Here is an 11794-nt window from a genome sequence, read left to right as displayed (position 1 = left end):
GGGGATCTCCATGATTTTGGTGTTGTTTTAGGGGCTACAATTTTTGTAGGTTTCGTTTTAGCTATTGTATAAATTTCTCCGTAGGTATCGATGATGTTTTTTTTTGTTTCTCCTAATTCCAATCCCATGAATCTATAGGTTTTAAATTTTTTATCATTATACATATACGCTTTGGCAGCGATCTTTGATGTTTTTGCGAAGTGCTCTTTTGGCGGTCCTACAAACTCACGTATTGCATCATCAGGTAAAAGGAAAGCGACTTTTGTGTCTTTTCTCTGCTTAGAGTTATAGGTGTCTAATTTCCAATCTAATACGCCTGAATTATAACAAGGAGAATTTTGGGAGACCCATCTCCCGCCAGGGCTTTTATGTTGTTCGCTTTTATCAGTTTCTATCGATTCTTTTAAATTGGTGATATGGGTTTGGCATCCAGTTAAAAAGGCGGTGGTGCCAAGTAAAAAAATAGAGGCAGTATATTTAATTACTTTCATTAGAAAGTCCCTTTCTTCGATGTTAATTAATATAAAGGAGATGTTCTCAGGTAGTTGGTAAATCAAAAAACAGGCTGTGCCGATAATCAACACTCAGGACAGCCTGCTCACTATATAAAGTTTTTTGTTACAAGCTGGTCAGCCAGCCGTATGGATCTTCCGCTTCACCCCACTGAATGGCATTCAGTGCGGTACGCAGTTTCACGGTGGTTTCACCGATACCACCGTTACCTACATCCAGCTCCTGACCCTGATAGATCAATGTGCCAACTGGAGCCAGTACTGCAGCAGTGCCAGACAGAGCCGCTTCACAGCCCGGCTTCGCCGCGCGTTCCATCAGTTCCTCTACGGACAGTTCACGTTCCTGTACGTCCATACCCATGTCGCGGGCGATGGTCAGGATCGAATCGCGGGTCACACCGTGCAGGAAGCTTTCATCCAGCGATTTGGTGATCAGCTCATTGCCGTCGATCAGCAAGAAGTTGGCTGCGCCGGTTTCCTGAACGTCACCATTTGGACAGAACAGAACCTGATCGGCCTGCACTTCCGCGCGAGCGTGCATGATAGGCTGCAGTGCAGCGGCGTAGTTGCCACCGCTTTTTACCATCCCCATATGCGGCGGGCAGCGCATGTTCTGATCTTCAATCAGCAAGCGCAGGGCTTTATCGCCACCGGCAAAGTAGTCGCCAACCGGTGATAGCAAAATGTACTGACAAGAGGTCAGCGATGGAACGGCAGCCTTACCGATGGCCGGTTCCGTACCGATGTGCGTTGGACGGATGTACATGGAACCCGGCGGTGCCGGTACTTCGTCAGCAAAGCGTGCAACGATGTCGCGGATCATCTGCGAGGTGGTTTCTTTATTCAGTTCTGGCAGACCCAGCAGCTGAGAACTCTGCGCAAAACGATCGATGTTCTTATCCATGCGGAAGATCTTCACCGAGCCGTCTTTGTGGCGGAACGCTTTCAGGCCTTCAAAGCAGGTGCTGGAATAGTGCAGCACATGGGCACCCGGGTGTACCTGGATGCTATCGCTGGCGACGACTTCAGTCGCGCTCCAGTCAGAACCATCAAACCAGGAGATTGCCATTTCAGGCATGAACACGGAACCAAATGCTGTCATGTGAAGCGTCCTACAAAAGCGGTTAGGTGAAAACGTCCCGATGTATTGGGACGGCTGAAACTGAGCGGAGCACGCCCAAGGATGTTGATTTTAAGCATCTGAGCCAAAAATGGAATTCCCAGATGCACAAAAATATTGCGTCCAGACGGATTACTGTGTGTTTAGCGGTGATTTTAGTATTATTGCGGCATATTAATTGATTACAGCCGCCATGCGGTTGTCCCTTTCCGTCGTATTTTACCAAGCAGGTCCGCCGTGACACAGATCTGGATCATCAGTGATGACAAACCGGGACACTTAAATCAGAGTCTCGGGCTGGCGGAAGCGCTACAGCGTCTTGAGCCTTCGATGACGGTGGAAACAAAACCCGTGCTGTCTAAATCGCAGGCATTTAAAACACTGTGTTTTGGTGTGCGTGACACCCAATCGGACCCTCTGCCTGATGTGATTATCGGTGCCGGGCATCGTACCCATTTGACCTTGCTGGCGTATAAACGCGCCACGGGTGCACGGGCGGTATTGATGATGAAACCTTCGCTGCCAACCAATTGGTTTGATTTGTGTCTGATCCCTCGTCACGATGAGCCCGCGCCCAAATCCAATATTGAGTTAACCGACGGGGCGCTCAATCGAATGCAGCCTCGGGTGAGCCGTTCAGCAGACGCGATGCAGGGCATGGTGTTGATTGGTGGACCGTCAAAGCATTTTGGCTGGGATGATCAGGCGATTATTGATCAATTGGCTGCGATAGTGGACGGTGAAAAGCCTTGGTTGCTCACCACCTCACGCCGAACACCGGCGTCTTTTTTGTCGCAACTGCGCGCAGCGGATCTACCCAATCTGAAGATTGTACCGTTTGAAGAGACGGGGCCCGGCTGGTTAGGTGAACATCTGCCTGATGCCGAACAATGCTGGGTGAGTGGTGACAGTGTTTCTATGGTATTTGAGGCGCTGACTGCGGGGTGTGCGGTGGGTATTCTGGATGTGCCGCAACAGAGCAGCAATCGAATTACCCGCGGTTTGCAGTTGTTGATTGATGATCAAAAAGTCACACCGTTCAGTCGCTGGCAGCAGAGTAATGCGCTGCCCTGTCCTGATAGTCCGTTTAATGAAGCTGCACGCTGTGCTGATCTGGTTCGCAAGAGGTTGTTGTCATGAAAGTTGTACAGTTATTACCAGATCTGGATGGTGGCGGTGTTGAACGTGGCACGCTGGAAGTGGCGGAAGAGCTGATCAGGCGAGGTCATGAATCTGTGGTGATCTCTGCGGGCGGCGGTATGGTGAAACAGCTGGAAGCCGAGGGTACCCGTCATGTCAGCTGGGACTTGGGCAAAAAGTCGCTCTGGACCTTTCGCCACGTTTGGGCGCTACGTCGCTGGTTGAAACAAGAAAAACCGGACATTCTGCACGTTCGTTCCCGTTTGCCCGCCTGGGTTGCCTGGTTTGCCTGGCGTGGCATGAACACATCAGAGCGTCCACATCTGGTCACAACGGTGCATGGGTTGTATTCAGTGTCTCGCTACAGCGGCATCATGTGCCGGGGTGAGCGGGTGATCGCCGTTTCAAAAACGGTTGAGGCTTATATTCGTGACAATTATCCACAAACGGATATGGCGAATGTGCGTCTGGTGTACCGGGGAATCGATCCGCAGGAATTTCCGTTGGGTTATCAGGCGTCTGCCGACTGGTTGGCGCAGTGGCAACAGGATTTTCCTCAGCTGGTGGGCAAAAAAGTCATCACACTGGCCGGACGTCTGACCCGCCTCAAGGGCCACAACGATATGATCGATATGATCAAAGCCTTGTTATTGCAAGGGGTGCCGGTGCATGCGCTGATCGTGGGTGGTGAAGATGCAAAACGTAAAGCCTATGCGCAGGAACTCTATCAGCGAGTGAAAGATGAAGGCTTAGGTGAGCACATTACCTTTACCGGTGCGCGTTCCGACATTCGTGATATCTACTCGGTGTCTGATCTGGTGTTGTCGTTATCGACCAAACCGGAATCTTTTGGTCGTACCGTTGCTGAAGCGATTGGTCAGGGCATCCCGGTGGTAGGGTATGACCACGGCGGCGTTGGAGAGATTCTCGCGGCGCTTTATCCACAGGGTAAAACGCCGATGAAGGATGTGCCTCAGCTGGTGCAGACCGTATCCGATGTATTGGCATCAGGTGTGCGCCCGAAAGGTAACCCGGAGTTTCTAAAAACCACGATGTTGGATAAGACCTTGTCCGTGTACGAGGAACTGTGTTCGTGAAGGTGCTGATGTTTATCGCGTCCAGTCTGGATGGCGGTGCAGAGAAAGTGGTGGCTGACCTCAGTAATACACTGGCCTTACAGCATGTTGACGTGGTCGTCGCCGCGTTTAAGGGCAGTGTTTGGCTCAAGCGGTTGTCTGATCGGGTTAAGGTGCATGAACTCACGAGCAGTGAGGAATGGTACGACCCCCGCCTGTACATGCAGTTGCGTAGGATCGTTGCCGATGAACAGCCGGATATCGTGCACTCCAATGGCGCCAAAGCGTCTAAAATCATCCTGCGCGTGTCCCGGCTGATTGCACTGACGCAGGTCGCAACGAAACACAATTCGCGCAAAGGTAAGATTTTCAATCGGTTAGCCAATGTTACAGCGGTATCCGGCATGGTGGCCGACTCTATCAGTCATCCCGCCACAGTGATCTACAACGGTGTGCAGCGTGATCCTGCACTGCAACCGGTGATACCCGACGGCGAGTTTTCCATTCTGGCGGTGGGGCGACTTGATCCGATCAAACGCTTTGACTGGTTAATCCGGGAAGTGGCGGATTCTGAGATCGACTGCTCACTGGATATCGTGGGTGAAGGGCCCCAGCGCGCGGAATTGGAAGCGTTAATCGATGAGTTAGGTGTTGAAAGCCGGGTGCGGTTGCTGGGGCAGCAATCAGATGTGGCGCAAAGGATGACGCAGAAGCATCTGGTGGTCATCGCATCACGCAGTGAGGGCTTCAGTCTGGTGATGGTGGAGGCGCTGTTTTATGCAAATCTGTTTATCTCGACTGAAGTGGGGGCTGCACCGGAGCTTCTGCCGGATGAACTGCTGATTAAGGATGCGCAGTTGAGTGATAAACTTGCTCAGGTTGCAGCGGAGTACAGGGTGTTATCCGGCCAGTATCGATCCTTTACTGAAGATCAGGCGCGCCGATTTGAGATGCCAACGGTGGCCGCTGAGTATGTTGAATACTATCGTTCGCGGATTGCCGGACAGGAGAGCCGTCGCTAAATGTTAATCGTCATTGCTGTTATCGCGTTATTGCTTGTATCGCTCTATGTTTCAGCGCATTACAACTGGTGGCGTCCCTGTGTGGATGCATCCTGTCCAAGGGTTCTGATGTATCACAGCATTAATGAGTCCGCAGAGGGTATTTCGCCGGATTTGGTGGTTCATCCAGCGATGTTTGAAAAGCATCTGCAATATCTGAATCAGCAGGGGTATCAGTTCCGTACGATTACGGAGTTGCTGGATACTCAGCCAGACGGGAAAAACGTTGTGCTGACCTTTGACGATGGCTTTCTTGATAACTACACGCAGATGTTTCCGCTGCTGAAAAAATATCAGGCAAAAGCAACGATCTATCTGGCCCCGGAGATCGACGGCATTGAACGTCTGGATCAATCACAAATTCATGAGATGCGAGACTCCGGATTGATCGAATTTGGGGCTCATACCATGCACCATGTCAATCTTGATAAAGCCGAACCGGAGATTGCAGCTGAAGAAATTAGCCAATCCAAAGCGGTGGTCGAAGCGCTGACCGGTGACACCTGTCATGCGTTTGCTTACCCGTTCGGACGTTATAACGACAGCAATGTTGAACAAGTGCAGCAGGTGGGACTGCGCAGTGCTGTCACGGTGAAAAAGGGGATCGAACAGATCTCTGATCCTTTTCGTATCAAGCGTATTTCTGTGTTGGGAAGTACCAACGCGCTTCAGTTCCATCTAGCCATAACCCGGGGTCGTTACCGCGTATGATCAGCGTATATCTGGTAGTCAAAAACGAAGAACATAATATTGAGCGTGTGCTGGATAGCGTGCGTGATTTTGATGATATTGTGGTGGTGGATAGCGGCAGTACCGACCGTACAATGGAGCTTGCAGGCAAGTACACTGATCGCCTGTTTGCGCGTGACTGGACCGGCATGGCAGAGCAGAAAGAGTACGCTAAAAGCCTCTGCAAGCATGACTGGGTGCTCAATCTGGATGCGGATGAAGAGCTGACTGATACGTTACGTGCACAGATCTTTGAGGTGGCAGAACAGTCCGATCTGTCTGGCGCCAATATCCCGATCCAGGAGCACTTTATCGGTAAAGCGGTCCATCATAAAACCAAGCAAAATCGCCATATCCGCTTATTCCGTCAAAGTCAGGGGGCTTACGGAAAAGAGCGCTTCCACGAAAGCCCTGTGGTAAAGGGCAACATTATCGAGCTGGACGGCGCCATTAATCACTACGGTGAGGTATCCGTTGAAGTAAAGGTCGATAAGGTCAATCGATACTCATCGGGTAAAGCGATGGATAAGTTTGAGAAAGGTAAGCGCAGCAGTTTGCCGAAACTACTGTTGGTGATGCCAGTGACCTTCCTTAAATCCTACTTTCTGCGCCGCAACTGCTACAACGGCCGTCGTGGTTTTATTGGCAGTATGATCAATGCGTTTTATGCGTTTTTGAAAGAAGCGAAGTTGTATGAGTTGGAACTGCTAGCGCGGGATGAGCAAAAGCGCGGCCCGTCCGAATAAGCTAGCTGGGTGTGTGAGCTATCTGTTGTTTGATGAGTGGCGCTAGCGCGAGTGCGACGTGCTGACACGCCGGTTTTGACAGGTGGACCGCATCGTCGAACATCTCATCACGGGGTGATGCAGCAATGCTCTGCGTTGTGTCCAGGTATAGGCCATTGTCGGCCTTGGCTACCGTCTTAAGGATGTCGTTGTATTCGTCGAGTAGCCGATTGCGTTTGTCGTCGTCGGTGGGCGCCGCTCCCCAGATAACCACTTTCAGCTGTGGGTTTCTCTGTCGCAGCACATGAATCGTTTGTTCTATATTCTCTTGAAACTCTTTTTCCCTACGACCGCTCCGGTCGGTATCCAGCGCGTTAAACGCGGATGCCGCAGACGTTTCTTGAGTGATTTAAGGATTTTCCGCGTACGACGTTTCAGCTTGTTGTCCGGATAGTAGCTGATATAGAACATCGGGATGCTGGTCACCCAGGCATCGACTAAACCGAAACTCAGCAGAAGAATATCTGCCGGTGCAGAGTGAGCCTTGGCTTTGGTCCGTCCCTCTCTGGAAGAGTTCATTGCGGCACCCAAGTTTTGCAGGGAGCAGCGGATACCGTCTGCTTCCAGACGCTTTACGAGCTCCTCGGGCACATTGGCGTCGAGCGTTTTTCCACTGCTGTTGCAGTCTCCAATGGCGAGTAAGCGAAGAATAGAAGGCATCGTATCAAGAGTCTGTTTATAGCGATCGCTTCGAGATATCCGAAACGAAAGAGTACCTGAGTATAAGTCGTATGGTTAAGTTTAGATATGTGACTGCATCAGGCAATTTGTAAGGTGGAGAGTTTTACCAGATAATTCGCCCGCTAAGCAACCAGTATCAAGGATTAGCCCCCTCGGGCCCTGATTGAACTAGAGATATAGAGAACTGACTTAGGATGATGGCGTCTGTGGAGAAATTAGGGTTACGGAAGAGTTTTATTGAACAGTGGCCTCTTTGGTTGGTGGTCCTTGTTGTGGCGCTACAGCCTATCGGGCGACTGCCCGAAGTGCCGCTCTTGGTGATGGCGCTGTTTGGCCTAAAAGACGTTGTGAGTTGTCGGCAGGAGCTTTTTTCCAACCTCGCTTTTCGCTTGTTCTCACTGTTATTCCTCTGTTTCTGGATTCCCGCCCTGGTTTCGTTGCCTGATGCCGTCAACGTTGAAAAAGGGCTATCGTCGACCTTTGGTATGTTGCGGTTTTATCTGGCGGGTATCTTTATCATCCACCGGTTAGATACGTTGGCGACTCATCGTGTGCTGTCGATGGCCGTGGCGGCCATACTGGCCTTCTGGGCATTGGACGGTATTGTTGAGTTGTTGCTGGGGCACGATATCTTTGGCCTGAGCAGCGGATCATCGCTCTATATCACGGGTGTTTACGGAGACAATAAACGTCTCGGATATGCACTGGTGGCTTTTCTGGGCGTGGCGCTGGCTGCAATTGTCAGCAATAAACAGCTCCATTGGGGAGTGTTTTTCTCGATGTTGATGGCCTTTGTGATCTTTATCAGCGGCACGCGTATGGCGTGGCTGGCACTGGCATGGTTTGTGTTTTATACGCTGGCTATGCTTTGGTTTGCAGGATATCGGCCGAATCGAAAGTACCTGACAGGTGCCTTGGCCGTGCTGCTGCTTGTCGGTGCGGTGGGTTCTCAAACACCACCAGTGCAGATGAAAGTTTTCAGGTCAGTGGCAGCTATTAACGGCAGCTCTTTGGATGCAGCCTCGTCTGGCCGGATCAGTATATGGCAGACATCGATTGATATGTTCTCCGATAATTGGATCAATGGTGTTGGCGTACGGGGCTTTCGATATGCCTATGCAGACTATTCCCAACCTGATGATAGGTTTCTCCATGGTGAAGAGCAGATTGGTGCTTATCATCCGCATCAGATTGTACTGGAGATGATGGCCGAGATGGGGGTGATCGGTGTAACCGGTTTACTGGGCGCATTGCTTACAATGGTATATCTATTGAAAATGCTCACCGCCCATACGCACCGTTTCAGTTTCCTCTATGCCGTGGGCATCGCAACATTATTGATGCCGCTGAATACCCATCTTTCTATGTACTCATCCTACTGGGCGAGCTTATTCTGGTTTCTTGCGGCACTGCTGTTTGCTGTGGTCAGGGCCGAGGGCATCGGAGCCAGTAAGCATTAGCGTTTTGCGTACAGATGACTTTTCTCGGCATCAGGCTGGGTCTTAAAACGCCGGTGTACCCACATATACTGGGTGGGAAATTGACGGATAGCCTGTTCCAGCCCCTGATTGACCAGATTGGTATCGGCGGCTTCATCCGAGGTTGGGAAAGGATCCAACGCGGGAGAGATGGTTAATTTATACCCTTCGCCATTTGGCAGTCGGTGTTGGCCAAAGATCATCACTTTCGCTTTCCCGAGTCGGGCCAGCTTGGCTGTCGCAGGCACGGTTGCCGCGGGTATACCGAAGAAACGGACGAATATCGACTGTTTTGGCCCCATATCCTGATCCGGTGCGAACCAGACTACGTTGCCCTGACGCAACTGTTTCACGATGGCACGGCTGTTTTCGTTGTCGAGCATCTGCTCGACAAAGCGGGAACGACCCTGGCAGATAAAACGGTCAAACAGGGGGTTGTTATGGGGCCGGTAAACCGTACTGAAGTTTAATTTCTGGCCCAGTAGAAAACCGCCCAGATCCAACGTTGAATAATGCGCGCCGGTGAGCAGAATGCCATGTCCTTCCTGCTGGGCTTTCTCAATATGCTCCAGACCCTCAATGATCACCTTATCTTTAAATCGGTCGGGCGAAGACCACCATGCCATTGAGGTCTCAAACATGCCGATGGCGTTATTTTCGAAGACCTCAACCGCCATCTGTTGCCGCTCCTCTTCCGACTTTTCAGGGAAGCAGAGCTTGAGGTTAACCTCAACAATATGACGGCGTTTGCTGATCAGGCGGTATAGCATTTTGCCTAGAAAACGGCCAAGAGTGTATTGTGCCGCCATAGGCAACAGGGAGATAAGGCGTAAAGCCATCAACCCCAGCCATGTCGGCCAGAAGCGTGGTGATAAGAATGGCATCAGTATCGGATCAGTGCTTATGCAGTTTGAGTCGGACCATTGTACTCGTTCGCCCGTGGCAGGGACAATGGGAAGTGCTGTAAAGCACGGGGTGAATAGCGTTATACTCGCGTCTGAATTTATATACATATGTGACCTATGTCTGACCCTCAGAGCCCCGCATCCGAATCCTCCTGGCGTGTATATCTCCGCCTGCTGAGCTATGTAAAAGTTTATTGGTTTGCCTTTGTTGTCAGTATTGTTGGCTTCAGCCTGTATGCCGCCACGCAAGCGGGTTTCGCCAAGTGGCTGGAGTATGTGGTTGATAGCGTCAGTGAAGGCGACCTGGACCAGCGTACCTGGCTTGCAGCAGCTGTTGTTGGCTTGTTCTTTGTGCGTGGTATCGGCAGCTTCTTAGGTCTGTACAGCATTGCGTATGCTGCACGACACGTGGTCAATAAACTACGGATCGATCTGTTTAATCATATGCTGCTGTTACCGAGCAGCTTTTTTCAGAGTAAATCTTCAGGGCAGCTGTTGGCCCGCTTTACCTATAACGTAGAGCAGGTGACGGATTCGGTGACGATTGCTTTGCGCCTGTTGTTGCGTGAAGGCCTTACGGTCATCGGCTTGTTTGGTTATCTTCTCTATCTCAACTGGCGTCTGACCCTGATCTTTCTGGTGATCATGCCGTTGATTGCCTGGGTAGTCAGCCTGGCCGCAAAACGTTTTAAGAAGATCAGTACCCATATTCAACAGAGTGTTGGGGATGTTGCCCACGTTGCGACCGAGGTATTTCAGGGGATCGATGTGGTGCGGGTCTTTGGTGCGACGCCTAAGGAAAAGGAGCGTTTTAGACAGGCCAGTGAAAATAACCGGCGTCAGTTTATGAAGCTGATCGTAACCGATGCGGTGAGCACGCCTCTGGTGCAGTTGATTGTTGCGTCAGCACTGGCTTTTCTGGTGTATGTGGCAATGCACCCATCCTTGATGGAGTCGATGACAGCGGGGCAGTTTATCTCCTTTATTACCGCCGCCGGTATGATTGCCAAACCGCTACGCCAGCTGACGGAAGTGAACAGCATTGTTCAGAAGGGTGTCGCTGCGGCGGAAAGCTTGTTTGCGATCCTGGATCAGGAAAAAGAGAGGGACAGTGGGACAGAAACTTTGCGATCGGTTGATCGGGGTATCTCTCTGATCGATGTGGATTTTTCTTATGCCGGGCGGGATGAGTCTGTACTGAAACAGATTAATCTGCAGGTCAAGGTGGGTGAATCTATCGCGTTTGTGGGGCGGTCTGGTAGTGGTAAATCGACGCTGGTGAGCCTCCTGCCACGGTTTAATGAGCCGACTCAGGGTAAGATCCTGATCGACGATACCCCTTTGCATGAGTACCGCCTGGAATCTCTGCGCAAACAGATCTCTATTGTGAATCAGAATGTGGTGCTGTTTGATGGCACGATCGCTGACAATATCGCTTACGGTGCGCTTTCCGAGTGTACTGAAGAGCAAATTCGTCGGGCGGCAGAAGCGGCTCATGTGGTCGAGTTTACGGATAAATTGCCTGCCGGTCTGGGTACGGTGATTGGTTCGGACGGCATCAGCTTGTCGGGTGGACAACGTCAACGCGTTGCGATTGCCCGGGCATTATTGAAAGATGCACCGATTCTTATTCTGGATGAGGCAACTTCTGCGCTGGATTCGGAGTCCGAGCGTCATATTCAGGATGCTATGCACAATGTGATGCGTGGTCGTACGACCTTTGTTATCGCCCACCGATTGTCCACAATCGAAGATGTGGACCGCATTGTGGTGCTGGATCAGGGGGTTATTGCTGAGGTGGGCAGCCATGATGAGTTGTTGGCTCAGAACGGTATCTACGCACAACTGCACGCTTTACAGTACCAGCGTGCAGGCGAATAGAGACCGCAGCGGGGGTTCATATTGATGGCACGTTGGTTCTATTCTCTGGTTTGGTATCTGGCGCTGCCGTTGGTTTTATTGCGGCTGAAAAAACGCGCCAGGCAGGCACCAGCCTATGGTGAGCGGGTTGCGGAACGCTTTGGCGATGTCCCTGCCCGTGATGATCGTCCACTCTGGATCCATGCGGTGTCGGTAGGTGAAACCGTCGCCATTGCTCCGCTCGTAACATTGTTGCTGGAGCGCGAGCCGGATCTGCCTATCCTAGTTACCACCATGACACCCACGGGTGCAGAACGGGTCCGTTCCCTGTTTCCGGAACAGGTTCAGCATCTCTACTGTCCCTACGATCTGCCGCATGCGTTAACGCGTTTCCTTAAACGGATTAAACCCCGTGCATTGATTGTGGTGGAAACCGAACTCTGGCCC

At 51.3% G+C, this 11794-nt stretch carries 13 protein-coding genes; 8 read left to right on the top strand and 5 right to left on the bottom strand.

Annotated elements, in window-relative coordinates:
• The coding region (locus ABYW01_RS05510) for a hypothetical protein (protein WP_372831503.1) at positions 1 to 491 on the bottom strand (491 nt) is incomplete at its 3' end.
• A 127-nt stretch (positions 492 to 618) separates the two neighbouring features.
• Positions 619 to 1614, bottom strand: a complete 996-nt coding sequence (locus ABYW01_RS05505; RefSeq protein WP_372831502.1) for a branched-chain amino acid aminotransferase — start codon at positions 1612 to 1614, stop codon at positions 619 to 621.
• A 255-nt stretch (positions 1615 to 1869) separates the two neighbouring features.
• On the opposite strand from ABYW01_RS05505, the gene ABYW01_RS05500 reads away from it, so the two are divergent.
• From ABYW01_RS05500 to ABYW01_RS05480, 5 genes are read left to right on the top strand one after another with little or no spacing between them, the layout of a single operon-like run.
• Positions 1870 to 2772 (top strand): mitochondrial fission ELM1 family protein, encoded by a 903-nt coding sequence (locus tag ABYW01_RS05500; protein ID WP_372831501.1) that lies wholly within the window; start codon positions 1870 to 1872, stop codon positions 2770 to 2772.
• On the top strand, positions 2769 to 3869 hold the full coding sequence (locus tag ABYW01_RS05495; RefSeq protein WP_372831500.1) for a glycosyltransferase: 1101 nt from the start codon (positions 2769 to 2771) through the stop codon (positions 3867 to 3869). Before ABYW01_RS05500 ends, ABYW01_RS05495 begins: the two co-directional genes overlap by 4 nt.
• Positions 3866 to 4870, top strand: a complete 1005-nt coding sequence (locus ABYW01_RS05490; RefSeq protein WP_372831499.1) for a glycosyltransferase — start codon at positions 3866 to 3868, stop codon at positions 4868 to 4870. The genes ABYW01_RS05495 and ABYW01_RS05490 overlap by 4 nt, the downstream gene beginning before the upstream one ends.
• Positions 4871 to 5620, top strand: coding sequence for a polysaccharide deacetylase family protein (locus ABYW01_RS05485; RefSeq protein ID WP_372831498.1), 750 nt, complete (start codon positions 4871 to 4873; stop codon positions 5618 to 5620).
• A complete protein-coding gene (locus ABYW01_RS05480; RefSeq protein ID WP_372831497.1) occupies positions 5617 to 6384 on the top strand; it encodes a glycosyltransferase family 2 protein in 768 nt (255 codons plus the stop codon). Before ABYW01_RS05485 ends, ABYW01_RS05480 begins: the two co-directional genes overlap by 4 nt.
• A 1-nt stretch (position 6385) precedes the next feature.
• Here ABYW01_RS05480 and ABYW01_RS05475 read toward each other — a convergent pair whose 3' ends face one another.
• Positions 6386 to 6667, bottom strand: a complete 282-nt coding sequence (locus ABYW01_RS05475) for a hypothetical protein (protein WP_372831496.1) — start codon at positions 6665 to 6667, stop codon at positions 6386 to 6388.
• A gap of 14 nt (positions 6668 to 6681) precedes the next feature.
• Positions 6682 to 7083 carry a hypothetical protein gene (locus ABYW01_RS05470; protein WP_372831495.1) on the bottom strand — a complete coding sequence of 134 codons (402 nt, stop codon included), beginning with the start codon at positions 7081 to 7083 and terminating at the stop codon, positions 6682 to 6684.
• 215 nt (positions 7084 to 7298) lie between these two features.
• Here ABYW01_RS05470 and ABYW01_RS05465 point away from each other — a divergent pair, with 215 nt between their 5' ends.
• Positions 7299 to 8564 (top strand): O-antigen ligase family protein, encoded by a 1266-nt coding sequence (locus tag ABYW01_RS05465; RefSeq protein ID WP_372831494.1) that lies wholly within the window; start codon positions 7299 to 7301, stop codon positions 8562 to 8564.
• On the opposite strand, the gene lpxL is transcribed toward ABYW01_RS05465, so the two are convergent.
• Positions 8561 to 9466 (bottom strand): LpxL/LpxP family Kdo(2)-lipid IV(A) lauroyl/palmitoleoyl acyltransferase, encoded by a 906-nt coding sequence (lpxL, locus tag ABYW01_RS05460; RefSeq protein WP_372831493.1) that lies wholly within the window; start codon positions 9464 to 9466, stop codon positions 8561 to 8563. The two genes, ABYW01_RS05465 and lpxL, sit on opposite strands and share 4 nt — an antisense overlap.
• Before the next feature lie 138 nt (positions 9467 to 9604).
• Here lpxL and msbA point away from each other — a divergent pair, with 138 nt between their 5' ends.
• Both msbA and ABYW01_RS05450 read left to right on the top strand, forming a co-directional pair.
• The gene (gene msbA / locus ABYW01_RS05455; RefSeq protein WP_372831492.1) at positions 9605 to 11368 is read left to right on the top strand and encodes a lipid A export permease/ATP-binding protein MsbA; all 1764 of its coding nucleotides are present in this window, start codon (positions 9605 to 9607) and stop codon (positions 11366 to 11368) included.
• A 24-nt stretch (positions 11369 to 11392) separates the two neighbouring features.
• A partial coding sequence (locus ABYW01_RS05450; protein WP_372831491.1) for a 3-deoxy-D-manno-octulosonic acid transferase occupies positions 11393 to 11794 on the top strand: 402 nt, incomplete at its 3' end.

This window comes from Pontibacterium sp. (assembly GCF_041587635.1).
Taxonomy (GTDB): Bacteria; Pseudomonadota; Gammaproteobacteria; order Pseudomonadales; family Balneatricaceae; genus Pontibacterium.
This window is presented reverse-complemented; position numbering and strand designations above follow the sequence as displayed.